Genomic DNA, 24,565 nt, shown 5'->3' on the forward strand with positions numbered 1-24,565 from the left:
CGACACCGGCAGGGGTTTCCAATTTCTTACGTTTTGCCGCGACGATGCGGCGCAGAATCGGCCGCCTGTGCTCGATGTCGATGGAGTGACCCATGCCCCAGTCTGCTCGCAAAGCGTACAACCCGGCCCAACTCACGTTCGAGGGTTTTCCGCCGGAACGCGCCACGGATCGCCTGCTGTTCGCGGTCTATCCCAGCTGGCCGACCGCCACCACGCGCATCGCGCCGCTGGCCCAACGGCTGCGCGCCGAGCTCAGCCTGCGCGGCCAACCCATCGCCCCGGAGCGCTTCCATGCCACCGTGCATTTCATGGGCGACTATGCCGCGCTGCCACCCGACCTGGTGCGCAACGCCCGGGCGGCCGGCGACGCGGTGCGGATGGCGCCGTTCCGGGTGGGCTTCGACCGCGCGGCCAGCTTCGACAGCAAGCCCTCGAACCGGCCGCTGGTGCTGCGTGGCGGCAGCGATGGTCCGGGCATCAGGGGCCTGAAGGATTTCCACGATGCGCTGGGCGAGGCCATGCAGCGCACCGGCCTGGGCCGCTGGGCCATACCGCAGTTCACTCCGCACGTGACCCTGCTGTACGACGACCGGGCCGTGGAAGAATTGCCGATCGAGGAAATCAGCTGGCCCGTGAGCGAATTCGTGCTGGTGCACAGCCTGCTCGGCAACAGCACCCACGTGCCGCTGGCGCGCTGGCGCCTGGATGGCTGATCAACTGTCCTGCAGCGTCTCGATGAGCCGCGTCGTGCTGCCGATCATGGCGTGGTAGCTGTCCAGGCTGCCTTCCTCCAGGTTCTCGGCGCCCCAGTGCGTCACCGTGCCGATGCTTTCGTTCAGCGCGTCGAGCAGTTCGGGCGAAGCCCGGCCGATGGTGGTGATGAGGGTGTCGTTGATCACCTGCATGGCCCGGATCTGCCCGGCCTGGGCCATCAGCAGGGCATGCAGGGCGGCGGCGATTTGGTCGTTCATGGTGGCGGCCTTTCGGTTGGATGCAATGCGTTGATTATCCCGGGCCTGCTGCCTCATATGGATCCAGCAGATCGGCCACATCCTGGGCAAACGCCCGCAGGGTCAGCGGCGCCGAACCCTCGGCGTGGTTGCTGATGGTCACGAAGGCGTTCTGCCCGCGGCCCACCGTGCCGGCGACGACGCGGGCCAGGGCCGCGCGGGTTTCCGGATCGGGGTCGAGGACCTGGCCGAAGGGTTCGTAGCGTTTCTCCGCCTCCTCGTAGCCATACGGCCCGTGGATGCGGTTCAGGTTCCAGCGGCACACCAGCGGTCCGGGCCACAGCGCGCGCAGCATCGGCAGTTGCTCGGCGATCGGCGGCAGCTTGGGATGCAAGCCGAGGCAGTAGGTGGCGCCGGCCTCGCGTAACACGGCGGCAAAACCTGCTGCGTGGATGGTGACGAAGGCCGGGTCGCGCACTTCCACCGCAACCACGGCGTCGGACGCGACGGATTTCAGAGCGGGCAGCGCGGCCAGCATCCGGGCCAGGCGCGCCAGCACTTCGGGCATTCGCCCGAGCAAGACCGGCGGCAACGGACTCAGCTGGAAGACGAGCGCGCCGATTTTCGCGCCCAGGCCTTCGAGCGCGGGCAGGGCGAATTCCTGCACCGCGAGTTCGGGGTCGAGGAAGGCCGGGTTGGCCTGCATGCCGCGGCCGTCCTCGGCGCGCACCAGCGCATCGGTGACCAGGCTCGGCGCCTTGACGACGAAACGGAAGCCATCCGGCACCTGGCCCGCGTAACGCGCGTACTGCGCGGCCGTGAGCGCACGGTAGAAGTTGCGGTCCAGGCTCACCGTGCGCAGCAGCGGATGGCGGCCATAGGCGGCCAGACCGTGTCGCGACAGGGCGGTCTGCGCATGGTCGCCATCCCACACCAGGCCGGCCCAACCGGGATAGGTCCACGACGAGGTGCCGAGCCGGAGCCGGCGCGGCAGCGCTTCGGAAAGGGCCAGCGTGGCGTCGTCGGGGGGGACCAGGCCGACCGTTTCCGCGGCTTTGGCCGCCTTGGCGCGTTTCGCGGCGGCAGGCGGGGTGGGAACGCGGATGGGCTCCGACGCCGTCTGGTCGTCTTCGAACTCGGGAAAGAGGGCGTTCTGGTTGGTCACCCGCGCATTTTCGCGTGTTGCGCCGTGGATGGGACCCCGCGCAAAAGCAGTAAAGTCCAGCCACCATGTCACAGACCATGTATTTGCCGCCCCAGTTCAAGGCCAAGGACCGCGCCCATGCGGTCCGGCTGATCACCGAGCATCCGTTCGCGAGCCTCATCAGCAACGACGAAGACGGCCTGCCGTTCGTCACCCATCTGCCGCTGCACCTGGTGGCCGATGGCGAGACCGAAGACATGCTGCTCCTCGGCCACGTGGCCAAGCCCAACCCGCACTGGCGCTATCTGCAGGCGCGGCCGAAGGCGGTCGTGACTTTTCTCGGACCGCATGCCTACCTGTCGCCACAGGTGTATCCCGACCTCGCACGTGTGCCGACCTGGAACTACCTGGCCGTGCATTGCACGGTGGAGGCCCGGCTCATCGAGGACCCGGCGGCCAAGGACGCGTTGCTCAAGCAGTTGATCGGCGACCACGAGCCGGCCTACGCGAAGCAGTGGCGTGACCTCGGCGAGGCATTCGCGCACAAGATGCTGGCCGGCATCGTGGGATTCGAGCTGCGCGTGACCCAGCTCGAATGCAAGCTCAAGCTGAACCAGCACCGGCCCGAGGCGCACGAAAAGATGCTGGCCATGTACGCCGCCGGCACGCCCGATGAACAGGCGCTCGCGGCATGGATGGCGCAACTCGGCATGGTGCCTGCGGCCGGGCGGCACTGAGATGAAAAGGCCCCCGCGCCCATCGCTTTGCGGATCGCGGCCCCCCGAGGGGGCGGCTCAGTGCCTTCGGGCGGCCGGGCGGCACTGACATGCGAGGCGTGTTCAGCCTGATCGGCCTGGTGGTCGTGCTGGCGCTGGTCGGCGTGCTGGCCAAAAAACAACTCGCGCCGAAACCATTGGTGATGCCGGTGGGCGCGGCATCGGCGCCGGCCAGCGGCACGGTGCGGCAGCAAAGCCAGCAGATCCAGCAGGACGTGAAGAAGGCCATCGAAGGCGCGATGCAGCAGCCGCGGCCCCTGTCCGAGGATTCACCATGAAATCGGCCTCTGACGCAGATGCAGACTGCGCAGTGAGCTATGAAAATGGTAGTGAAGCCCACCCATTGAACGACATTGAAGCCATGCAACTGGCGCTGGCCGAGGCGCGCCAGGCGGCGGCGGCCGGCGAAGTGCCCGTCGGCGCCGTGGTGGTGAAGGACGGCCGGGTCATCGCCACCGGCCGCAATGCGCCGATTGGCGGCCACGACCCGACCGCGCACGCCGAGATCGTGGCGCTGCGTGCGGCCGCGCAGGCGCTGAGCAATTACCGGCTCGACGGCTGCGCGCTTTACGTGACGCTGGAGCCCTGCGCCATGTGCAGCGGCGCGATGCTGCATGCGCGCATCGGCCGCGTGGTGTTTGGCGCGGCCGATCCCAAGACCGGCGCCGCGGGATCGGTGCTCGATCTTTTTGCGGAGCGCCGGCTGAACCACCAGACCGCGGTGCAGCCCGGCGTAATGGCCGAGGACTGCGGAGCTCTGCTGCAGGACTTTTTCCGTGCGCGCCGCGAAACCCGGCGCGCCCAGGCGCAGGCCAACCACCCGCTGCGCGACGACGCTTTGCGCACCCCGGATGCGGCCTTTGCTAGCCTGCCGGACTATCCGTGGCCGCCGCACTACATCGCCGACCTGCCCGCGCTCGACGGCCTGCGTCTGCACTACCTCGATGAAGGTGCGGCAGATACCCCGTCGGGCCTGACCTATCTGTGCCTGCACGACAGCCCGGGCTGGAGCTACCGCTTCCGCCACATGATCCCGTCCTGGCTGGCCGCCGGCTACCGCGTCGTGGCGCCCGACCTGGTCGGCTTTGGCAAGAGCGACAAGCCCAAGAAGGCAGCGGCGCACAACTTCGCTTGGCACCGGCAGGTCATGCTCGAACTGATCGAGCGGCTGGACCTGGGGGGCACCGTGCTCGTCGTGGCCCCTGGGAGCGAACCGCTCGGCCTGGCCCTGGCGGCGGCCGCGCCCGCGCGCTTCGTGGGCCTGCAGGTGGTCGATATGGGCGCCGCCACCGACCCGCACAGCCAGGAGGCCGAAGCCGGCGACGCGGCGCCATTTCCCGACAGGGGCTTCCGCGCGGCGGTCCGGGCCTTCGCGGGGATGCGGCCCGAGCCGCAGGACGAGGCGGCCGCGGCCCAAGCGCGGCTTGCCCTGCGCTCGATCGCGCCGTGACGAGGCCCACGCCTTCAATGGGATACTGACGCCCGTGAAAAAACATATCTACATCTATTCGCCTTCGGGCGCGGTGCGCAACAAGGCGGCCTTCAAACGCGGCGTCAAGCGGCTCGAGGGCCTGGGTTACGAGGTCGAGATCGACGAGGCGGCACTCAAGAGCCACATGCGTTTTGCCGGCGACGACGCCACCCGCGTTGCGGCCATCACCCGCGCCGCCGCCAGCGGTGCCGACGTGGCGTTGATCTCGCGCGGCGGCTACGGCCTGACGCGCATCCTCGACCAGTTGCCCTACAAGGCGCTGGCCAAGGCCGTGGAGAAGGGCACGCAGTTCGTCGGCCTCAGCGATTTCACCGCCATGCAGAACGCCATGCTGGCCAAGACCGGCACGCTGAGCTGGGCCGGGCCGGCGCTGGGCGAGGACTTCGGCGTGGAAGGCACGCCCGACGACATCATGGAAGCCTGTTTCGACGACCTGACCAGCGGCAACGGGGAAGGCACGGGCTGGCGCATCGGTGCTGCCGACGTGGCCGAAGGAACGCCGCTGGCGGCCGCTGCCGCCAAGAAGAAGGCGAACGGCGCCGACTTCCACCTCAAGAGCGCCACGCTGTGGGGCGGCAACCTCGCGGTGCTGGTGTCACAGGTCGGCACGCCGTATTTCCCCGAGATCAAGGGTGGCGTGCTGTTCCTCGAGGACGTGGGCGAACATCCCTACCGGATCGAACGCATGTTGACGCAACTGCTGCACGCGGGCGTGCTCGCGCGGCAGAAGGCCATCGTGCTCGGCCAGTTCACCAGCTACACCAAGGTGCCGCACGACGGCACGTTCCGCATGGCCACGGTGGTCGCCTGGCTGCAGGCGCGGCTCAAGGTGCCGGTCCTGACGAACCTGCCGTTCGGCCATGTGCCGACGAAGGTGCTGCTGCCGATCGGCGCCGAGATCGAACTGGCGGTGGAAGGCCGGGATGCGCTGATGTTCTGGGGGCATGTCGGCCACACCGGCCATGCCCATGCCGCCCACGGCGCAAATGGCGCGGATGGCCATCACGGCCATCACCGGCACTGAGGGAAATTCAGCCCAGGCGGCTCGGCCGCGAATTCAGGCTGGCCGGCAGCAGGCCACGGAACAGCGGCGTGATCCGCGCGAGGCTGCGTTGCGCGGCGTGGTCGCCGATCAGCACGTTCAGCGCGGCCATCAGATCGGCGCGGAGGAACCACAGGGCCTCGGCGTCGCGCGCAAGTTCCAGCCGCTTCATTACGTGTTCGAAGCCCACCGGCTCGGCGCGCTCCAGCTCGGCCAGCATGGCGGCGCGCACGGCCTCGAGCCGCGCAGGCGCCGAGCCGCCCTTCGCCAGGCGCGCCGGGCGCGAACTGCCGTGGCCGAGCAGGCTATGCAAGCTGCTGAGGAGGATATCTTTGTTCCAGCGCATGGGGGTCGTCTTTGGAAGCTGCGCAGCTTAATGCGACCAAGCCCGTCGGATGTAAGCAAAAACGTAACAATTGAACGCAGGATTTGCACGAGGTCTGTCGCGAAAACACTAAATTGGCTTGAAAGCACAGGTAATAAGTCACATCGCAGCTGAAAAACGATCCAATCCTTTAAACTGTGAAAGTCAACTTCCGCTTCCCAAACCAATCTCCCCAGCATGGGCGTACAAGCCACCGTCGTTTTCGCCGATCTCACCGAAAGCACCGCTTTTTTCGATGCATTGGGTAACGAAAAAGCGACGCGGGCGGTCACGCGGCTGACGCAATGGATCGGCGACGTATGTGTTGCCAACCAGGGGCGGGTGGTCAAGAAGCTCGGCGACGGCGTGCTGGCCGTGTTCACCACCGCCAGCGACGCGGCCAATGCGGTCATCGAGATCCAGCGCGGCCACCAGTTGCGGCTGTTGAAGTGGCCGGCGGCGATCCGCATGGAGATCAAGGCCGGCATCGCCAGCGGGGAAGTCGTGGAGGTCGACGGCGATTGCTACGGCGACGCGGTCAACGTGGCTTCGCGGCTCAGCGACCTGTCCGGCGCCAACCAGATCTGGGCCACCGAAGCGGTGGTCGACCAGCTCGACGACGCCCTGGGCGTGCGCTTTCTGAGCCTCGGGCCGGTCACCTTGCGCGGCAAGCTCGAGCCGCTGTCGCTGTACCGCGTCGAATGGCAGGAAACCGGCATCGGCGGCAACGTCACCATGCAGGCCACGCTCGGCCAGATCAGCCGTCGAGATGCCCAGAGCGAAGGGCAGATCCACCTGTCGTACCTCAACCTGAGCCAAACGCTGAGTTCGGCCCAGATGCCGGTGCACCTGGGCCGCTCGGCGCAGGCCGAATTCCTGGTCGACGATCCGCGCGTCTCCCGCCTGCATGCGCGCATCGAGTGGCGCAACGGCGCTTTCGTGCTCGTCGATCTCAGCAGCTTCGGCACCTGGGTGCGGTTCGCGGGGAGCGACACCGACGTGCCGCTGCGCCGCGACGAGTGCCTGTTGCACGGGCACGGGGAGATCGCGCTCGGCGTGCCCTTCAACGACCTGAGCTCACCCACGGTGATTTTTTCGCTCAGCGTCTCGCACCCCTCGCTCTATTGATTTGACCCCCGCCTGCGGTGGGGGTATACACCCCGTCACGAACGGTAGGATGTCGGACAGAATCCCGTCCCTCCCCGCATGTGTCCTTTCTTTATCTGCGCGGTACTAAAATGAATGCTGCCGCGAATTCGCGCTAAATGTGCAACAGTCATCGGGTCATTCCACAAAAGCCATGGTAAAGAAGTCAAACATCGAGTTCGAGGACATGAATTTGCAGATCGGCGTGCGATTGCAGATCATGCTCAGCGAAGTTTCCAATCCCACCGTGCATTACACGACCCTGATCGGTTTCGTGTCGGGCGAGTATCTTCTGTTGAAGATTCCGCAGGAAAACGACAAGCCGGTGGCGATGAAAAACGGCGATCCGGTTGTCATCCGGGTGTTTTCCGGCGTCTCGGTCTACACCTTCAGCAGCAAGGTGCAGGCGATCCAGCACGCCCCCTACGCCTCGATGTACCTCGACTTTCCAGGTGCCATCCAGAAGGTGGGCTTGCGCAAGGCGGTCCGTGTGAAGGCCAACCTGCCGGTCAAGATCAAGAGCGCCACCGACCCCAACGTGTTCAAGATGGCCACGCTGTCGGACATCAGCCTGACCGGGGCTCTGGTTTCGACGGCCCGCCCGCTCGGCGGTGCCGGCGACACGATCAACATCGAATTTTCGCTGCGGGATCAGACGTCCAACCAGGACGTGACCATCGCCACCACGGCATCCATTCGCAGCGTGCAACAGTCGGCCGGCAGCACGGAGGACGGTGCGAGCTTCCACACCGTCTACTCACACGGCATCAACTTCCACGACATCGACATGGCGCACCAGGTGATCCTGCAGAATTTCGTCTACGAAACCCTGCTGATCCACCGCACCTGAGCGATAGAGCGTCGCGAGACAGCGCTGGCGCGAGCCGGGCGCTCCTGGCCGCCCGGCTCAAACCGCCTTGATCAGACGGCCATGCCCAGGCCGCCGACACCTTCACCCGCCGTGCCGCGCTTGGGCCGCAGGAAGGGCAGGGAAGGCAGGAGGTTGCGGGCCGGCTGGACCACCACGGGCCGCGGCGCGAAGAAGCCCGCCGGTACCACCACCACGCCGCTGTCGGTGACCTGGAAGCGTTGCCGGTCACGTTCCGCATCGAAGCCGATGCATTCGTTGGCCGGCACTTCGTTGTCCTGGTCCACGATCACGCCGCGCAACCGCGCTCCGCTGCCGATGCGCGCACGGTCCATGACGATGCAGCGCTCCAGCTGCGCGCCGCGCTCTACCACCACGCCGCTGCGCAGCACGCTGCGCTCCAGGCTCGCGCCATCTGCGAGGCTGCAGCCTGTGCCGACCACCGATTGCATCGCGTGGCACTGCGCCGTTTCCGCCGCGGTCGGGTCCGCACCATGGATGGGCCAGTGCGGATTGGCCATGCTGAAGCGTGGCTGCGCGCCCAGGGTGTCGAGGTGGGCCTCGAAATAGGCGTCGATCGTGCCGACGTCGCGCCAGTAGCCAAGCTCTTCGAAGCCCGCGACACCGGGGATTTCGTTGGTCGTGAAGTCGTAGGCGGCGAGGTGGTGGGTCCTCACCATGGCTGGCAGGATGTCCTTGCCGAAATCCGTGGCGCCGGTGCCGGCGGCGCGCTCCAGCGCGGCGAGCAGCACGTCGGCATTGAAGATGTAGTTGCCCATCGACGCGAGCGCATGGCTGGTGCTGCCGGGCATCGGCGAGGAGGTCTTCGGCTTTTCCCTGAAGTCGGTGATGCGTTGTTCGCCGTCGGTCTCGACGATGCCGAACTGGTGGCATTCGTCCAGCCGCACGGGCAGGGCGGCGACGGTCGCGTCGGCGCCGCTGCGTTGGTGGAAATCGATCATCTGCTGCACGTCCATGCGGTAGATGTGGTCGGCACCGAACACCGCGACGACGTCAGGCTTGTGGCGGCGGATCAGGTCGATGTTCTGGTAGACCGCATCGGCCGTGCCCTGGAACACCTGGCCCGAGCGCGGCGGAACCACCGTGACGCAACGTTTGGGCACCTGCCCGCCGGCTTGCCACACGCGCTGTACATGCGCCTCCAGCGACTGCGATTTGTACTGGACCAGCAGGTAATTGGCCAGAACGTTGGAATTCACGAGGTTGGACAACACGAAGTCCACGATGCGATGGCCGCTGCCGAAGGGGACGGCCGGCTTGCAGTTGTTCGCGGTCAACGGACGCAGGCGGGAGCCTTCGCCCCCCGCCATGACAAAAGACAGGACATTGGTGTGGTGGGCCATGGCGGACTCCGGGCGTAGATACTGGGGCATGCTCCCATCATCGATGCTGCCTGCGCCGCGCCATGAAGGAAGCGTCAGAACAAAGCCGTAGGTGCGCTCCTACGCGCCGTTGTGACGCTTCTTCCAAGCACCTCCGATGGACTATTTACGCCTGCGGCCCCAGGTACAGCGCCGCGCCCGGCAACGACGCGAAGAGTTCGGCCACGCGCAGGTGCCCGCTGTCCGCGACGCCAGGCTGCATCAATGCATGGCGCTGACCGCTAAGCACGTCCTGCGCCTCCAGGATGGCCAGGTGCGCCTCGCGCAGCGGGGTCAGGTCCACCGTGGTGTCGCCCCAGCACGCCTCCCCGAACAACGGCGCGCCTGGCCGGCCGAGCAGCCCGACATAGAGCCGGGCCGCCACGACGACGAGCATGGCGCTTGGCGTGCGCCGTGCGTAGGCGACGATGTGTTCCCGCGCCTTGCCGTGCACTTTCAGCGGCAGGTAGTCGCCGTTTTCGAACAGCGGCGGGTCGCGCCGACGCAGTTCGAGCAGCCGCCACGTGGTCCAGAGCTTGAGCCGACCGTCGGCCGGATCGGCCGCCATGCGCTGCAGCGCGGCCTGCACCGCCGCGCGGTCGGGGGCATCGAGTGCATCGACCAAAGGCTGCAGGGTGTCGAGCATCTGGTCGCGTACGGCATAGTCCACCGGACGCCGGTTGTCAGGGTCGACCAGGCTCAGGTCGATGGTCTCGTTGCCCTGGTAGATATCGGGCACGCCGGGCGAGCTGTATTTGAGCAGGGCCATCGAAAAGCTGTTGAGCCCGCCGAACCGGGCGAGTTCGGTGGCACGCGTGCGCAACTCGTTCAACGCCGGATTACCGGCGCTGCGGCCGAGCACGCCCCGCGTGAAGCCAAGCAGGGCTTCCTCGTAGGCGGCGTTCGGCCGCATCCAGCTGGTTTCGCGCTTGGCCTCGCGCGCGGCCTTGGTCATGTACGCGGCCACGCGTTCGCGGTAGTCGGCCAGCGCGGCGTCGTCGAGTTCGCCCGCGGGCAAGCTGCCCAGCAAGGTCTGGTAGAGCAGGTACTCGTCGGCGGGCGAGGGCGCGCGCCGGCCGTCCACCTCGCGCTGCAGCGAACGCGTGAGCAGGTGCCAGCGGCGCAGGCCGAGGCGGAACACGCCTGGCACCTCGGACAACACGTCGATCCGGTTGCGCACGTCCTCCGAGCGCTTGTTGTCGTGGGTGGAGGTGGCCAGCATGGTGTGGGGCCAGCGTGCGCAACGGTCGCTGCTCGCGCCGTGGAACGCGGCCACCGTGGTGCCGAAGGTGGCCGGGTCGCCGCCGACCTCGTTGAGCGAGATCAACCGGTGGTAGCGGTAGAAGGCCGTGTCCTCCACGCCCTTGGCCGCCACGGGCGCACAGAACTGCTGGAAGCGCCAGGCGAACTGCAGCACCTGCGGACGGTGGGCCTCGTCGTCCCGGGCGAACTCGGCCAGCAGGCAACTGCGCAGGAAATCGAACACCCCGGTGTCGGCCGCCGCGCTGCGCTTGCGCGCCTGCGCGATGGCCCAGTCGATGAAGCGCCGGTCCTGCGCCGAAGCCTGGTCGACCACATAGGTGCGGTAGACCGGCATGCTGGCCGCGGTGTCGGCAATGGTGTCGCGCAGCGTGCTGAAGCCGTAGTCCCGCGTGTGGCGGTCGGTATTCGCGATGCGCTTGAGCTGGGTCGCCAGCACCGTGAGCTCGGCGCCGAGCGGGCCCAGCGCCACGGCGCGTTTGGCGTCGGTGACCAGATCTTCGTAGCCCGTCTCCACGCCGGAGAAGCTGCGCCAGATGCGTTCGAACCGCCGCGCCTGCCGGCGGTCGACGAACAGGCCATTGACCAGCATGCCGTAGCGGTAGCCGGTGGTGCCGTGCAAGGCCCAGTCGTCGGGCTGGTCGCCGTGCGCCGCCGTGATCTTTTCGGAGACGACATAGATGCCGAGCGCCTGCGCATCCGCCGTGGCCACGGGCGTGGCGGCGTCCGGCAGGCGCTGCGCCAGGCGCCGCGCATGGCCCCGCTGCAGCCGCTCGAAATACTGGGCCGGGTCGCGCAAGCCATCGGGGTGGTCGATGCGCAGGCCGTCCACGACGCCGGAGGCCGTCAGATCCAGCGCCAGGGCATGCGTGGCTTCGAACACGCGTTCGTCCTCGATGCGCAGCGCCGCCAATTCGTTGACGTCGAAGAAGCGGCGGTAGTTGATCTCGTCGGCCGCGGCCAGCCAGGAGGCCAGCCGGTAGGCCTGCGCCTCGTGCAGCCGATGCAGTTCATCGTGGCCCTCGGCGCCGTTGACGGTGGCCAACACTCGTTCGATGGCTCCCGCCGCATCGGCTTCGCCGGCGAGTTCGGCCAACTGCTGTTTCAGCGGCGCGATCACGTCGGCCCGGTAGTTGCGCGCGGCTTCGCCGACTTCCGAGCGATCGGGCAGCGCGGCCGCATAGGCGCTCAGCGCGATGAACCTGGCGCGCAGGCTGGCGTCGCCCCCGGCCGCCTCGAGTTCGGCCAGCGCCGCATCCAGCAGCACCGGCCAGGTGTGCGGATCGACGGGGAAGCGATGCGAGAAATACGCCAGCTGAAACTGGCCCGCGGCGGCGTCGAAGGCCAGCTGCAGTTGCCCCTGCGCGAGCACCTCGCCATAGGCCTCGCCCAATACCGGGATCAGCACCTTGCCGACGAGTTCTTCGTTGAACGGATGCCAGTTGATGTCGAAGAACCCCGCGTAGCCTGACGCCTGGCCGTTTTCCAGCACGTCGGCCCACCACGGATTGTGCGCGCCGATCACGCCCATGTGGTTCGGCACCAGGTCGAGCACCAGCCCGAGGCCGTGGGCCCGCGCCGCCGCGGCGAACCGCTCGAAGCCTTCCTGACCGCCGAGCTCCGGGTTGATCTCGCGGTGGTCCACCACGTCGTAGCCATGCAGGCTGCCCGGCCGTGCGCGGCTGATCGGCGAGCAGTAGACGTGGCTCACGCCCAGGCGCTGCAGGTAAGGGAGGATGGTCGTGGCGGCTTCGAAGCCGAAGTCCTTGTGCAGTTGCAGCCGGTAGGTCGCGCGCGGGATGACCGCGACCGCAACCGTGGCGGTCGGGGTGGATTGGTTTTGGGTTTGGGTGTGAGACATCAGGGGTTAGGCTGGTTGAGCGTGACGCGCACGGCGTTCGGGCCCAGTGTCATTGCGTCTTCCGCCAGGGTTTGTTCGCCGCAGGCATAGATGGTGCGGGCTTTGCGGGGCACGGCGGCCGGCGCGGCAGTGGTGCCCAGATTGGCGACCATCTCCCAGGTGGCGCCATCCGCCAGCGGCCATTGGATGTGGATCACGGCGCCATTGCTGGTAAAACGCGCACCGCCCGTGGCATGGGCGAGCCTCGGCACGAGGTGTTCCCTGCGCAGCGACAACAGTTCGCGGACCAGCGCCATGCGTTCGCGGTGGGGCGAGGCTGCCGCTTCGGTCCAGTCGAGTTTGGACGCGGCAAAGGTTTCGGCCGCGTTCGGATCGGGAATCGCCGCTCGCGCCGCGGGATCGGCGAACGCCTTGAACGGGGCGAACTCGTTGCGTCGACCGGTCGACACCGCCTCGGCCAGCTCGCCGTGGAAGTCGCAGAAATACAGGAAAGGCGTGGACGCCGCGAACTCTTCCCCCATGAACAGCATCGGGATGTGCGGCGACAGCAGCAGGCAGGCGTACAGGGCGTCGAGCCGCGCGGCGTCCGTCAGCGCGCCGATGCGCTGGCCCAGCGCGCGGTTGCCGATGTGGTCGTGGTTCTGCAGGAAGGAGACGAACGCCGTGGGCGGCAGGTGCCCGCTGGATTCACCACGGTGGCCGCCGTGCCGCGGCGTGGCCTGGCCCTGGTAGACGAAGCCCTGGGCCAGGGCCCGCGCCAGATCCGCCACGGGCTGCGCCGCGTAGTCCTCGTAGTAGCCGTCGGTCTCGCCGGTCAACCACACGTGGGCGCAGTGGTGCAGGTCGTCGTTCCATTGGGCGGTGGCGCAGCGTGGCTCGCCGTGCGTGTCGCGCGCCAGCGGCCCGGCCTGGTTGAATTCGTTTTCCAGCACCATGTGCACGTGTCGGCGCGCCCCGGGGCCTTCCCGCAGCCGGTCGGCGATCTCCTGCAGGATATGGCGGGAAGAGTCGTCGCGGATCTGGTGCACGGCGTCGAAGCGCAGGCCGTCGAACCGGAATTCCTCGGTCCAGTACAGCACGTTCTCGATGAAGAACTGGCGCACCGGCCCGTGGTGCTCGCCGTCGAAATTGATCGCCGAACCCCAGGGCGTCTGGTGGCGGGGATTAAAGAATTCCGGGCAGTAGACATGCAGGTAGTTGCCCTCGGGGCCGAAGTGGTTGTAGACCACGTCGAGCAGCACCATCATGCCCAGGCCGTGGGCCGTGTCCACGAAGGCCTTGAGCTCGTCGGGTGTGCCGTAGGCCGCGTCGGGAGCGAACGGCAATACGCCGTCATAACCCCAGTTGCGCGTGCCTGGCATGTCGGACAGCGGCATGAGCTGGATGGCGGTGATGCCGAGTTCGGCCAGGGCGGCCAGCTGCCGCGCGGCGGCCGCATAGCTGCCCTCGGGCGTGAATGCGCCCACGTGCAACTCGTAGATCACCGCCTCGTGCCAGGGCCGTCCGCGCCAGTCGGGGTGGCGCCAGGCGTAGCCTTGGGGATCGACGACCTCGCTCGGGCCGTGCACGTCGAGCGGGTTGTACCGGGAAGCCGGATCGGGCACCGGCGCGCCATCGCCGATCCTGAATTTGTAGCGCGTGCCGGCCTCGGCATCGGGCAGTTGCAACACAAACCAGCCGTCGGCCGCGCCCTCCATGAGCAGCTGCCGCGGGCTGGGCGATTCGATGCAAAGCGTCACGTCCGGCGCACTCGGCGCCCACAGGCTGAACACGGTGCCCCCGTCGGGCTGCAGCCGGGCGCCGAATCCGGTCATGGAAGCTTGTCGCTGCGGAACATCTTGGCGACGTTCTTCGGCTCGGGCAGTTCCGGATCGGGCACGTCGCGCGAGGGCCACCAGCGCTCCAGGTGCGCCGCCGCCCAGCGTTGTCCGCCGAGTCCGAAGGCCAGTGCGAGTGCCAGCACCAGGCCGCCGAGCAGCAGCAGGAAGGCTTCGCGCACGATCGTGCCTCCGACGTCGATCGCGTCGAAGGCGATCATCACCACGAAGGCCATGATGGCGTAGCGCGCGATACGGCCCAGCGCATCCGAATCGCGGATGCCCACGCCGTTGCAATAGGTGACCACCGCGTTCGAGACGAAGCGCGCAAAGTAGGAGCCGAAGGCCAATACCAGCAGCGCCACGATCACCTTGGGCACGAACAGCATCACCCGGCTCAGCAGGTCGGTCACATGCGTCAGGCCGAGTCCGTTGAAGGCCACGATCAGTGCGGCCAGGATCACCACCCAGTAGGTCAGCAGCCCCACCACGCCGATGGTGTCGATGTGGGTGCCGCCCTGCTGCAGGAAGCTGTCCAGCCCGGCGCGTTGCGTGAGGATGTGGAAGTTGATGGCGCGCAGCGCCTTCTGCACCGCGAAACGCGCGGCCTTGGCGATGAGGAAGCCGATCAGCAGCACCGCCAGTGCCACGGCCAGCCGGGGGATGAAAACCCCGATCTGGATCAGGAAGGCCCGTACGGGCTCGAGCATCACGTCGATCTTTTCCATGTTCATTCTCCCTTGCTTGCAGGTTGACCCGGGTCGAGGAACCCGAGGATGCCGGAGAGCGGAATGCGCACCCAGTCCGGACGGTTATTGAGCTCGTAGCGCAGTTCGTAGAAAGCCTTCTGCAACTCGAACAGCGGCAGCAGACCGGCACCGGCATCGGGCTGCGCCAGCGGCGTGCCGGCCAGGGCATCGAGGTAGGCCTGCAGGAAGGCCGCGCGCGTCGCCACCTCCCATTCGCGGGCCGGCGCCTCAAGCAGCGTCTCCTCGTCGGCCGTGTGCGCCGCCTCGCGCAGGCCGCTGGCCCGTGCGTAGCTGAAGGAGCGCAACATGCCGGCCACGTCCTTCAGCGGCGAATGCTTGGCGCGCCGTTCGTCGAAGCTGCGGCCGGGTTCGCCTTCGAAGTCGACGATCACGAAGTCGTTCTTCGTGACCAGCACCTGGGCGAGGTGGTAATCACCGTGGATGCGCGTCTTCAGCGCGTTGTGCAGCGCCAGGCCGCTGGACTCGATGCGTTGCAGCAGCGCCGCCTGGCCGGCCAGCACCGCGCGCGCTTCCTCCTGCGCCGCACCGGGCAGACCAGGTAGCGCCGCCTCGAGTTGCGCGAACGTGGCGCGGGCCTCGTCCACGGCCTGCCGGCGGTAGCCCGCGGCGTCGGCCTCGCTCAGCGGCTCGGGATCGAAGGCCGCATTGCCGCTGCGCGTGGCGAGCGCCAGGTGCATCTCCGCCGTGCGCTGGCCCATGGTCTGCATCAGCGCCAAGTGGCCGCCGTGCACGTCCTCGATGGCCGGCACGGCACTGGTGCGGCGTTCCTCGAAATGGCGCTGCAGGTAGCCCAGGGTGTAGACCCAGCCATCGCCCTGGTTCGACACGTGCGCCTGCAGCAGGCACAGGGTACGCACCAGGCCGTCGTTGCCGAGGTATTCGACGGCACCCGCCACCGGCGCGGAGTGCGGGAACTGCGCGACTTCGGTGAGGAACCGGCCGACCTCGAACTCGGGGTTCACGCCGGTGCGGATGCGCCGGTAGCCCTTGAGGAACAGGCGCTCGTTGATGGTCACGATGGTGTTGCTGCTCTGGGCCTGTGGCCGCCCGACCGTGAGATCGGCCAGGTGGTCGAGGTCGGAGCCGGCGAGTTCGGCGAAGACGCTGGTCGGGGTGAAGCGGATGGTGCCGCTGCCCGCAGGCAGTTTGCGGCCGCTGCCGATGGCGGCGATGACGGCCCGGCAGAAACGTTCGTCGGCGAATGCATCGGCCATCACGCCGACTTCGGCCTGCTGGCGCACGCGCGCCACGGCGGCGGTGGAGAAGTTGCGGTAGCGCTCTTCCTCGCGGTCTTCCCAGGCGATGGCCAGCGGCACGAAGTACACGGCGTCCGCGGGGCCTTGCAGCTCGAGCAGCGGCAGCATCCAGGTGTCGTTACCGTTTTCCCACATGGCGTGGTCGAGCAGGGTGGCGCGGCGCACCGGCGTGCCCTTGTCGCCATACCAGCGCTGGGCTTCCACATGGCTGGGCAATACCTCGGTCTCGAACTGCGCACGCGTCTTGACCGCCATGCCGATGCGCCATGGCACGACGTGGTCGCGGAACAGGCTGTTCCAGCCGTCGAAGAGCACCATGACCGGGCGATCCTCGGCAGCGGTGAATTCCTGGTGCCAGCTCGGCACCTTGACGTCGGTGGTGAGCCTGAACCAATAGAACCCGTGCGCCGGGATCGTCATCAGGTAGGGCAACTCGCCCACCGGCGGGAAGGCCGTGCGGCCGAGCATCTCCACCGGCACACGGCCCTTGAAGGCGGACAGGTCGAGCTCTGCCGGCTGCGCCGAGCGCGCCAGGTTGACCACGCACAGGATCACCTCGTCCACGCCGCCTTCGGTGTAGCTGCGCAGGTAGGCCAGGATCTTGCGGTTGCCGGGCTTGAGGAAGTGCAGGTCGCCGCGGCCGAAAGCCTTGCTCGACGAACGCACGGCGAGCATGCGCCGCATCCAGTTCAGCAGCGAGGCCGGTTCGCGTTGCTGGGCCTCGACGTTCAGGGCTTCATAACCATAGACCGCGTCCATGATCGGCTGCAGGTACAGGCGCTGCGGGTCGGCACGCGAGAAGCCGGCGTTGCGGTCGGGGCTCCACTGCATGGGCGTGCGCACGCCGTTGCGGTCGCCCACGAAGACGTTGTCGCCCATGCCGATCTCGTCGCCGTAGTAGACGATGGGCGAGCCGCGCATGGACAGCAGCAGGCTGTTCATGAGCTTGATGCGGTCGGTGTCGTTGTCCATCAGCGGTGCCAGCCGGCGGCGGATGCCGAGGTTGATGCGCGCGCGCGGATCGGCCGCATAGGTGCTGTACATGTAGTCGCGCTCCTTGCTCGTCACCATCTCGAGCGTGAGCTCGTCATGGTTGCGCAGGAAAATCACCCATTGGCAGCTGTCCGGAATCTCGGGCGTCTGCTGCATGATCTCGGTGAGCGGGAAGCGGTCTTCCTGCGCGATGGCCATGTACATGCGCGGCATCAGCGGGAAGTGGTAGCAGGCATGGCACTCGTCTTCGTTGCCGAAGTACTCGCGCACGTCCTCGGGCCACATGTTGGCCTCGGCCAGCAGGAAGCGGTTCGGGTAGTTCTCGTCGATGGCCGCGCGGATCTGCTTGATCACCGCATGCGTCTCGAACAGGTTCTCGTTGCTCGTGCCCTCGCGCTCGACGAGGTAGGGTATGGCGTCGAGCCGGAAGCCGTCGACCCCCATGTCGAGCCAGAAGCGCATGACCTTGAAGATCGCCTCCAGTACCGCCGGGTTGTCGTAGTTCAGGTCGGGCTGGTGGCTGAAGAAACGGTGCCAGAAATAGGCCTTGGCCACCGGGTCGTAGGTCCAGTTGCTGGTCTCGGTGTCGGTGAAGATGATGCGCGTGCCCTTGTACTTCTGGTCGGTGTCGCTCCAGACGTACATCTCGCGCTCGGGCGAGCCGGGCGGTGCCTTGCGGGCGGCCTGGAACCAGGGGTGCTGGTCCGAGGTGTGGTTGATCACCAGCTCGGTAATGACCTTCAGGTCGCGCTTATGGGCTTCGGCGAGCATGAACTTGAAGTCGTCGAGCGTGCCGTACTGCGGATGGATGTTGTCGTAGTCGGAAATGTCGTAGCCGTCGTCGCGCAGGGGCGACGGATAGAAAGGCATCAGCCAGATGGTGTTGACGCCGAGGTCCTTCACGTAGTCGAGCTTGGAGGCCACGCCCTTGAAGTCGCCCACGCCGTCGGCATTCGAGTCGAAGAAAGCCTTGACATTGAGCTGGTAGATGACCGCGTCCTTGTACCAGAGCGAGGCGTTGTCGCTCGGGACGATGGCGCCGCCGGCGGCTTCTTCGAGCTGCGGCGTGGCCGTGAGGGGCACGGTGGATGGGTTCTTCATGGGTTGCTGCTCCGCTCGATGCGCAAGATGTGGGCTGGCATTTCGGCCGGGTCGAGGATGACGAAATTGCCGCCGTCGCGCCAGGTGAAGCGCTGGCCGGACAACAGGTCGAACACTTCAAAGGTCTCGACACCGCCGGCACCGAGCCAGGCGGCATCCAGGTGCACCCAGCCCGACTGACGGAAGGTGGCATCGAGGTTGACGACGGTCAGCACGGCCTGGCCGGCGTCGTCGCGCTTGGCGTAGGCGATCAGCTGGTCGTTGCCGGTATCGAAGAAGCGCAGCTGCCGGTTGCCGTGCAGGGCAGGGTGGTGGCGCCGGATGTCGTTGAGCTTGCCGATCAGGCCGCGCAGGCTGTGGTCCTGCTCGATGTCCCAATGGCGCAGCTGGTATTTCTCGGAGTCGAGGTATTCCTCGCTGCCGGGCGAGCGCGGCCGGCCTTCCATGAGTTCGTAGGCCGGCCCGTAGATGCCGTAGTTGGCGCAGAGTGTGGCGGCGAGGATCAGCCGTGTGGTGAACACCGCGCGCGGCGCGTGGTGCAGTTGTTCGTTGAGGATGTCGGGCGTGTTCGGCCAGGCGTTCGGACGGAAGTAGTCGTACCCCGGGCCTTGCGACAGCTCGGTGAAATACTCGGTGAGTCCGGCCTTGTCGTTGCGCCAGGTGAAGTAGGTGTAGGACTGCGAAAAGCCGAGCTTGGCCAGCCGGTGCATGACCTTCGGCCGCGTGAAGGCCTCGGCCAGGAACAGCACCTCGGGATGCTCGCGCTTGATGGCCGTGATACACCACTCCCAGAACGGGAACGCCTTGGTATGCGGGTTGTCCACACGGAAGATCTTCACGCCCTGCGCGATCCAGTAGTCGAACACACTCTTGAGCTCGAGCCACAGGGCCCGCCAGTCTTCTGTCTCGAAGTTGAACGGGTAGATGTCCTGGTATTTCTTCGGCGGATTCTCGGCGTACTGCACGCTGCCGTCCGGGCGCCAGCGGAACCACTGCGGATGCTGCTTCACGTAGGGATGGTCGGGCGCGCACTGGAAGGCGATGTCGAGCGCGAGTTCGATGCCGAGTTCGCCGGCCTTGGCCACGAGCGCGCGGAAATCCTCGAGCGTGCCGAGCTCGGGCAGCACGTCCTTGTGCCCGCCCTCGTCGGCACCGATCGCCCATGGGCTGCCCACGTCGCCGTCCTCGGCGGCCAGGGCATTGTTGCGGCCTTTGCGCTTGATGCGGCCGATCGGGTGGATCGGCGGCAGGTACAGCACGTCGAAACCCATCTGGGCCACATAGGGGAGCCGCGCGGCCACGTCGCGGAAACTGCCGTGCCGGCCTTCTTCCAGCGCGGCCGAGCGGGGGAACATTTCGTACCAGGCGCTGAAGGCCGCGCGCTGGCGGTCCACCACCAGGGGCAGGCCGGCCGCGAAGTCGGCTTGCGGCGCCACGAAGCGTGTTTCGAATTGGCGGTCCGGATAACGCGCGGCCACCTCGGCTAGGCCGTCGTCCAGCGCCAGGGCCTTGATGGCCTCGATCTCGGCCTCCACCTGGTCCATCTGGCTCAGGTCGGCCTTGGCCGCGGCGAGGGCGCGCTTGCGCAGGCCCTGCGCCCATTTGCCCAGGGCCTTGCGGTCTTCCCCGCGTGCGCGTGCCGCGGTCTCTTCGCCCAGAACGGCACCGATCTGCGCGGCAATGAGGATGTCGGCCGCGTCCACGCGGCGGCCCAACTCCACGCGCCACGCGGCGAAATGATCGACCCAGGCTGCCACGGTGTAGCGGTAGCGGCCCTGCGTTGGCGGGGTGAAGCTGGCGGTCCATTCGTCGTTGCCGGTGGGCGACATCTCCACCTCGTGCATGTCGGCCGCACCTTCCGCGCCCCAGCACAGGCGCGCACTCACCTGGTCATGACCATCGGTGAAAACATGCGCCGTCACCGCGATGGCCTGGCCTTCGACCCGCTTGACCGCGAAACGCCCGCCGTCGATCCACGGCAATACCGCATCGACCACCGCCCGTGCCCGGCCTTCGTCGGGCAAGATGACGCGGGGCTTGTCGGGTTTGCGCGGCGACGTACGGGTGCGGCTCTTGGGGGCGTTCAGCTTCGGCGCTTCGTTCTCAGGTGGCATCGATGATTCCTTCGTGGCGAAAAAACAAGGTGGACAGCGGCGGCAGGGACAGGCTGACCGAATAGGGGCGGCCATGAGCGGGGTTTGCTTCGGCGGGCACCCCGCCGAAATTGCCGACGCCCGAACCGCCGTAGTCCGCCGCGTCGGTGTTGAGCAGTTCGCGCCAGGTGCCGGCATGCGGCACGCCGACGCGATAGCCGTGGCGCGCCACCGGTGTGAGGCTGCAGACCACCAGCAGCGTGGTGGTGCCTGTCCGGGGCTTGCGCAGGAAGGCGATCACGCTGGCGTCGGCGTCGTCCATGGCCACCCATTCGAAGCCCTCGGCCTCGAAGTCCAGCTGATGCAGGGCGGGTTCGTGCCGGTGGAGCCGGTTCAGGTCGCGCACCAGGGCCTGCACGCCTGCATGCGCTGGCGCGGACTGCAGCGCCCAGTCGAGTTGGCCTTCATGGGCCCATTCGCTGCGCTGGGCGAATTCGCTGCCCATGAACATCAGCTTCTTCCCCGGATGCGCCCACATGTAGCCGTACATGGCGCGCAGGTTGGCGAACTGCTGCCAGTCGTCGCCCGGCATCTTGGTGAGCACCGAGCCCTTGCCGTAGACGACTTCGTCATGCGAGAACGGCAGCACGAAGTTTTCGTTGAAGGCGTAGACCATCGAGAAGGTGAGCTGGCCTTGGTGGTACTTCCGGTACAGCGGCTCGTGGGCGAAATAGGCCAGCGTGTCGTGCATCCAGCCCATGTTCCATTTCATGTCGAATCCGAGGCCGCCGCCCTCGACATCGCGCGAGACACCAGGCCAGGCGGTGGATTCTTCGGCGATGGTCACCGCGCCAGGGTGGTCGCGGTGCGTCGCCTGGTTCAGCGCCTGCAGCAGCGCCACGGCCTCGAGGTTCTCGCGGCCGCCGTGCCGGTTGGGAATCCATTCACCGGGCTGTCGCGCATAGTCGAGATAAAGCATCGAAGCCACGCCGTCGACGCGCAGGCCGTCGCAGTGGTAATGCCGCAGCCAGAACAGCGCCGACGACAGCAGGAAGCTCTTCACCTCGTTGCGGCCATAGTTGAAGATGCTCGAATTCCATTCGGGATGGAAACCCTGGCGTTGGTCGGCGTGTTCATACAGGTGCGTGCCGTCGAAATACTGCAGCCCGTGTTCGTCGGTGGGGAAGTGCGCAGGCACCCAATCGAGGATCACACCGATGCCGCGGCTGTGCAGGTGATCCACGAAATACATGAAGTCCTGCGGCGAACCGTAACGCGCGGTGGGTGCGAAGTAACCCGTGGTCTGGTAGCCCCAGGAGCCGTAGAAGGGATGCTCGGTCACCGGCATCAGTTCCACATGGGTGAAGCCCAGGGCGCTTGCATGGTCGGCCAGCGCATGCGCCAGTTCACGGTAGTTCATGAACACGCCGTCGTTGCGACGCCACGAGCCCGCATGCACTTCGTAGATGGACATCGGCGCCTCGGCCGCGACGCGGACGCTGCGGTCGGCCATCCATTCGGCATCGGTCCACGCGAAATCCAGCGACCACAGGCGCGAGCCGGTGGCGGGCGGGAGCTCGGCGCACAGCGCATAGGGGTCCGCCTTGTCGGCGGCGTAGCCATGGAAGCGGCTGCGCACGCGGAACTTGTAGACGTCGCCGTGGGCGGCCCGAGACACGGTACCCTCCCAGATACCGCTGCCGTCGGCGCGCGGTCTCAACGGGTCTGCGGAGCCGTCCCAGCCGTTCCAGTCGCCCACCACGCTCACCGCTTCGGCATTCGGGGCCCATACCGAAAAATGCGCACCTTGCCCCGCGGCCAACAGGCGGCCGCCAAGCGTATCGCCAAGCCGGGTGTGGGTGCCTTCACGGAAGAAATGAATGTCCTGTTCGGCGATGGGAGTCATGCGAGTGGCGTGTGGTGCACGCGGGGATGTGAGAGGGTGTGGACCACTGTCTGCGCGGGTGCCGAATTCGTGCACCGGAGAGCCACGCATGTGTTTGTAGGCGCATGCCGCGCATTAAAAAACGAAGCGCGTCATTGTTACGGTAACTCTTGGTAACTGGCTTGGGTCGGGGCGGTAAAACTTGCCGCAAACCCTACCGTCCAGCGCACAACTCGGCCGTTGAAGCATGCAAAAGGACCAGCATGAACCTGCTGTTCTTTGCAACTGTCGCCGGCCTTACCGACAGTTGCAAATACCGCATGTGCATTTTTCTTCAGGTGTTTGCTGCGGAGTCTGCTATCAAATCCTTGAAGCCTTCGATCGACGCAACACTCATAACGAGGACGTTACAAGCGCTAACTCGACCGGCATGCCAATTGCCGCTTTGCCCTGCCGGCACGCTGCCGGCGATATACCTATCAACGAGGAGCAACACCATGGTGAACATCAGCACGACCGCAACGGGCGAATCCGCAGGCAAGACCGACAACGGCGTGGCGCCTGTGAAGAAGAGTTTGCGCGGCTTCGCCGCCATGGATCCGGCACAGCAAAGGCGCATCGCGAGTGAGGGCGGCCGGGCGGCGCACGCCAGTGGCAATGCGCACGAGTTCACCTCGGAAGAGGCACGCGCGGCCGGCTCCAAGAGCCGGGGTGGCAAGGGCGCCAAGGCCGCGACCGCGCAGGGTGCGCCAGTGAGCGGCAACGGGGGCTGAGCCCGGTATCCGGCAGACCCGGCGCCTGCCGCGTCACCGCCGCGCAGGGCGCGAGACGGGCACGGATGAGCAGCCTGCGCAAATCGGTTAGGCTGTCTGCGCGTTCGGTGATACGAGCGTCGGACCTCCCTTCACTTGAAAGAAAGACTCTGCGCCATGGCGAAACTCAGCAACAGCAAGAAATCGGAAATCAAGACACGGCGATCTGCGCCGTTGGCCACGCCCAGTGACCTGTCGGCCAAGGCCACGACCGACATTTCGGGTGCGTTGAACGGCGTGCTGGCGGACGTTTTCGCGCTCTACCTCAAGACCAAGAACTTCCATTGGCACATGAGTGGCCCGCATTTCCGGGACTACCATCTGCTGCTCGACGAACAGGGCGACCAGCTCTACGCCATGACCGATCCGCTGGCCGAGCGCATCCGCAAGGTGGGTGGCAACACCTTGCGCTCGATTGGGCACATTGCGCGACTGCAGCGCATTTCGGACAACGATGCCGAGTTCGTCGAACCGCTGGACATGCTCGCCGAGCTCCGCGAGGACAACAAGTCCCTCGCCGCCCGCCTGCGCGAGGCGCACAACGTGACGGATGAACACCGCGACATCGCTTCGTCGAGCTTGCTGGAGAACTGGATCGACGAAACCGAACGCCGCACCTGGTTCCTTTTCGAATCGGGCCGACGCGAAGTCTCCTGAACCCCCTTCGATTCAGCCGGCCGGTTGGCCCGTCGGGGCGCCGCCGGTCGTCAGCGTCATGAGGATGTCGGCGTACCAGGCGCAGTTCAGTCCGAGCGACTCGTCCAGCTTCAGGTCGCGGCTGTTCATGTCCATGCGGGACGAATGCACGCCGAGCAGCCGCCAGGGCAGCGCCGGATCGCCGTTCGGATCACGCATCACCACGGCCGCGCCACTGGTGCCGCGGTGTGTGCGTGCATCGGTGAGGAAAAAACCCTGACCCTGGAACCGCACGCCGAACGAGGACGAGATCACCGCATGGCGCACCACCGGCAGATGGTGGATGACGTCGTGGAAGCCCAGCGGGAAGCCGACCACCAACAGCGCGGTGCCGACTTCGACCTCGTCGAGCGAGGCCTGCAGGTGCGTCGGCTTGAAGCTCTTGAACGCGACCGGCGAGGGCAGGGCGGCACGCGGAATCTCGATCGCCGCCACATCGATCTCGCCGCCGGAATCACTGCCCTGGCGCCACAGGCTCTTGCCCTCCGCGTACAGCCACAGCGACACGGAGAACACGCCGGTGAGGTTCACCGCGTCGGTGTGCATCTCGATCTCGATGCGGTTCGGAAAATGCTTTGTCGGCGTATCGATGAACACGTGGCGGCTCGTCACCAGGAACAGGCGGTCGTCGCGTTCGAAAAAGAAGCCGGTGGCGCCGGTCAGGAGCTTGGCCCCTTCGAAGGTCGACACCCGGGCGGTGGTGAGCAGCACGGACTCGGTCATGAGGAGGTCGCCTGCCAAGGATGACCGCCGGCCGCCGAAGCACGAAGGGAAAAGCGGATCATCGGCAGTTCCTTTGAGGAAATGTTTCACTATAAGCGGGTTCGCGTTTTGCCGCGTGCTTAAGCTGCGGTTAA

20 protein-coding genes are annotated in these 24,565 nt (G+C 66.7%); 9 read left to right on the forward strand and 11 right to left on the reverse strand.

The annotated features are described in order from the left end of the window. Positions 1-92 precede the first annotated feature (92 nt). Positions 93-713, forward strand: a complete 621-nt coding sequence (locus tag RD110_RS13840; RefSeq protein WP_076200023.1) for a 2'-5' RNA ligase family protein — start codon at positions 93-95, stop codon at positions 711-713. On the opposite strand, the gene RD110_RS13845 is transcribed toward RD110_RS13840, so the two are convergent. Continuing rightward, complete coding sequence (locus RD110_RS13845) at positions 714-971, reverse strand: hypothetical protein (RefSeq protein WP_076200024.1); 258 nt, start codon at positions 969-971, stop codon at positions 714-716. A 34-nt stretch (positions 972-1,005) separates the two neighbouring features. Continuing rightward, on the reverse strand, positions 1,006-2,115 hold the full coding sequence (locus RD110_RS13850) for a DUF72 domain-containing protein (RefSeq protein ID WP_076200025.1): 1,110 nt from the start codon (positions 2,113-2,115) through the stop codon (positions 1,006-1,008). A gap of 77 nt (positions 2,116-2,192) precedes the next feature. Here RD110_RS13850 and RD110_RS13855 point away from each other — a divergent pair, with 77 nt between their 5' ends. The 4 genes from RD110_RS13855 to RD110_RS13870 all read left to right on the forward strand — a co-directional run bounded on the left by RD110_RS13855 (position 2,193) and on the right by RD110_RS13870 (position 5,386). Next, on the forward strand, positions 2,193-2,831 hold the full coding sequence (locus RD110_RS13855) for an FMN-binding negative transcriptional regulator (protein WP_076200026.1): 639 nt from the start codon (positions 2,193-2,195) through the stop codon (positions 2,829-2,831). Positions 2,832-2,920: 89 nt separating this feature from the next. Further along, positions 2,921-3,148 (forward strand): hypothetical protein, encoded by a 228-nt coding sequence (locus tag RD110_RS13860; protein ID WP_076200027.1) that lies wholly within the window; start codon positions 2,921-2,923, stop codon positions 3,146-3,148. 83 nt (positions 3,149-3,231) lie between these two features. Continuing rightward, positions 3,232-4,320, forward strand: coding sequence for a tRNA adenosine(34) deaminase TadA (gene tadA, locus RD110_RS13865; RefSeq protein ID WP_076200028.1), 1,089 nt, complete (start codon positions 3,232-3,234; stop codon positions 4,318-4,320). 34 nt (positions 4,321-4,354) lie between these two features. Further along, positions 4,355-5,386, forward strand: a complete 1,032-nt coding sequence (locus RD110_RS13870) for an LD-carboxypeptidase (protein WP_076200029.1) — start codon at positions 4,355-4,357, stop codon at positions 5,384-5,386. A 7-nt stretch (positions 5,387-5,393) separates the two neighbouring features. On the opposite strand, the gene RD110_RS13875 is transcribed toward RD110_RS13870, so the two are convergent. Next, positions 5,394-5,750 carry a hypothetical protein gene (locus tag RD110_RS13875; RefSeq protein ID WP_076200030.1) on the reverse strand — a complete coding sequence of 119 codons (357 nt, stop codon included), beginning with the start codon at positions 5,748-5,750 and terminating at the stop codon, positions 5,394-5,396. Positions 5,751-5,966: 216 nt separating this feature from the next. On the opposite strand from RD110_RS13875, the gene RD110_RS13880 reads away from it, so the two are divergent. Then, entirely contained in the window at positions 5,967-6,896 is a 930-nt protein-coding gene (locus RD110_RS13880; protein ID WP_076200031.1) for an adenylate/guanylate cyclase domain-containing protein, read from the forward strand. A 172-nt stretch (positions 6,897-7,068) separates the two neighbouring features. Beyond that, the gene (locus RD110_RS13885; RefSeq protein WP_076200032.1) at positions 7,069-7,764 is read left to right on the forward strand and encodes a flagellar brake protein; all 696 of its coding nucleotides are present in this window, start codon (positions 7,069-7,071) and stop codon (positions 7,762-7,764) included. 71 nt (positions 7,765-7,835) lie between these two features. On the opposite strand, the gene RD110_RS13890 is transcribed toward RD110_RS13885, so the two are convergent. The 7 genes from RD110_RS13890 to glgB all read right to left on the reverse strand — a co-directional run bounded on the left by RD110_RS13890 (position 7,836) and on the right by glgB (position 22,221). After that, a complete protein-coding gene (locus tag RD110_RS13890) occupies positions 7,836-9,146 on the reverse strand; it encodes a glucose-1-phosphate adenylyltransferase (protein ID WP_076200033.1) in 1,311 nt (436 codons plus the stop codon). Between the two features lie 145 nt (positions 9,147-9,291). After that, positions 9,292-12,285, reverse strand: coding sequence for a malto-oligosyltrehalose synthase (gene treY, locus RD110_RS13895; protein WP_076200034.1), 2,994 nt, complete (start codon positions 12,283-12,285; stop codon positions 9,292-9,294). Further along, the gene (gene treZ, locus RD110_RS13900) at positions 12,285-14,099 is read right to left on the reverse strand and encodes a malto-oligosyltrehalose trehalohydrolase (protein WP_076200035.1); all 1,815 of its coding nucleotides are present in this window, start codon (positions 14,097-14,099) and stop codon (positions 12,285-12,287) included. Before treZ ends, treY begins: the two co-directional genes overlap by 1 nt. Continuing rightward, positions 14,096-14,830: a mechanosensitive ion channel family protein gene (locus RD110_RS13905; protein WP_076204964.1), complete on the reverse strand. Its 735-nt coding sequence runs from the start codon at positions 14,828-14,830 to the stop codon at positions 14,096-14,098. Before RD110_RS13905 ends, treZ begins: the two co-directional genes overlap by 4 nt. Before the next feature lie 2 nt (positions 14,831-14,832). Further along, positions 14,833-18,222, reverse strand: coding sequence for a maltose alpha-D-glucosyltransferase (gene treS, locus RD110_RS13910; RefSeq protein ID WP_083686268.1), 3,390 nt, complete (start codon positions 18,220-18,222; stop codon positions 14,833-14,835). After that, on the reverse strand, positions 18,219-20,336 hold the full coding sequence (locus RD110_RS13915) for an alpha-1,4-glucan--maltose-1-phosphate maltosyltransferase (protein ID WP_076200036.1): 2,118 nt from the start codon (positions 20,334-20,336) through the stop codon (positions 18,219-18,221). The genes treS and RD110_RS13915 overlap by 4 nt, the downstream gene beginning before the upstream one ends. Next, entirely contained in the window at positions 20,326-22,221 is a 1,896-nt protein-coding gene (gene glgB, locus RD110_RS13920) for a 1,4-alpha-glucan branching protein GlgB (RefSeq protein WP_076200037.1), read from the reverse strand. Before glgB ends, RD110_RS13915 begins: the two co-directional genes overlap by 11 nt. Positions 22,222-22,463: 242 nt before the next feature. Between glgB and RD110_RS28960 the strand changes: the two genes are divergently transcribed. Both RD110_RS28960 and RD110_RS13930 read left to right on the forward strand, forming a co-directional pair. Continuing rightward, a complete protein-coding gene (locus RD110_RS28960; RefSeq protein ID WP_394329414.1) occupies positions 22,464-22,973 on the forward strand; it encodes a KGG domain-containing protein in 510 nt (169 codons plus the stop codon). A gap of 156 nt (positions 22,974-23,129) precedes the next feature. Next, entirely contained in the window at positions 23,130-23,669 is a 540-nt protein-coding gene (locus tag RD110_RS13930) for a Dps family protein (RefSeq protein WP_076200038.1), read from the forward strand. Positions 23,670-23,681: 12 nt separating this feature from the next. On the opposite strand, the gene RD110_RS13935 is transcribed toward RD110_RS13930, so the two are convergent. After that, positions 23,682-24,431 carry a trypsin-like peptidase domain-containing protein gene (locus RD110_RS13935; RefSeq protein ID WP_076204986.1) on the reverse strand — a complete coding sequence of 250 codons (750 nt, stop codon included), beginning with the start codon at positions 24,429-24,431 and terminating at the stop codon, positions 23,682-23,684. Positions 24,432-24,565: the final 134 nt, after the last annotated feature.

The organism is Rhodoferax koreense, from assembly GCF_001955695.1.
Taxonomy (GTDB): Bacteria; Pseudomonadota; Gammaproteobacteria; order Burkholderiales; family Burkholderiaceae_C; genus Rhodoferax_B; species Rhodoferax_B koreensis.

Coding starts and splice junctions, on each gene's coding strand:
- RD110_RS13840 (WP_076200023.1), top strand. CDS start 93: ATGCCCCAGTCTGCTCGCAAAGCGTACAACCCGGCCCAACTCACGTTC.
- RD110_RS13845 (WP_076200024.1), bottom strand. CDS start 971: ATGAACGACCAAATCGCCGCCGCCCTGCATGCCCTGCTGATGGCCCAG.
- RD110_RS13855 (WP_076200026.1), top strand. CDS start 2,193: ATGTATTTGCCGCCCCAGTTCAAGGCCAAGGACCGCGCCCATGCGGTC.
- RD110_RS13860 (WP_076200027.1), top strand. CDS start 2,921: ATGCGAGGCGTGTTCAGCCTGATCGGCCTGGTGGTCGTGCTGGCGCTG.
- tadA (WP_076200028.1), top strand. CDS start 3,232: ATGCAACTGGCGCTGGCCGAGGCGCGCCAGGCGGCGGCGGCCGGCGAA.
- RD110_RS13875 (WP_076200030.1), bottom strand. CDS start 5,750: ATGCGCTGGAACAAAGATATCCTCCTCAGCAGCTTGCATAGCCTGCTC.
- RD110_RS13880 (WP_076200031.1), top strand. CDS start 5,967: ATGGGCGTACAAGCCACCGTCGTTTTCGCCGATCTCACCGAAAGCACC.
- RD110_RS13885 (WP_076200032.1), top strand. CDS start 7,069: ATGGTAAAGAAGTCAAACATCGAGTTCGAGGACATGAATTTGCAGATC.
- RD110_RS13890 (WP_076200033.1), bottom strand. CDS start 9,146: ATGGCCCACCACACCAATGTCCTGTCTTTTGTCATGGCGGGGGGCGAA.
- treY (WP_076200034.1), bottom strand. CDS start 12,285: ATGTCTCACACCCAAACCCAAAACCAATCCACCCCGACCGCCACGGTT.
- treZ (WP_076200035.1), bottom strand. CDS start 14,099: ATGACCGGATTCGGCGCCCGGCTGCAGCCCGACGGGGGCACCGTGTTC.
- RD110_RS13905 (WP_076204964.1), bottom strand. CDS start 14,830: ATGGAAAAGATCGACGTGATGCTCGAGCCCGTACGGGCCTTCCTGATC.
- treS (WP_083686268.1), bottom strand. CDS start 18,222: ATGAAGAACCCATCCACCGTGCCCCTCACGGCCACGCCGCAGCTCGAA.
- RD110_RS13915 (WP_076200036.1), bottom strand. CDS start 20,336: ATGCCACCTGAGAACGAAGCGCCGAAGCTGAACGCCCCCAAGAGCCGC.
- glgB (WP_076200037.1), bottom strand. CDS start 22,221: ATGACTCCCATCGCCGAACAGGACATTCATTTCTTCCGTGAAGGCACC.
- RD110_RS28960 (WP_394329414.1), top strand. CDS start 22,464: ATGAACCTGCTGTTCTTTGCAACTGTCGCCGGCCTTACCGACAGTTGC.
- RD110_RS13930 (WP_076200038.1), top strand. CDS start 23,130: ATGGCGAAACTCAGCAACAGCAAGAAATCGGAAATCAAGACACGGCGA.
- RD110_RS13935 (WP_076204986.1), bottom strand. CDS start 24,431: ATGACCGAGTCCGTGCTGCTCACCACCGCCCGGGTGTCGACCTTCGAA.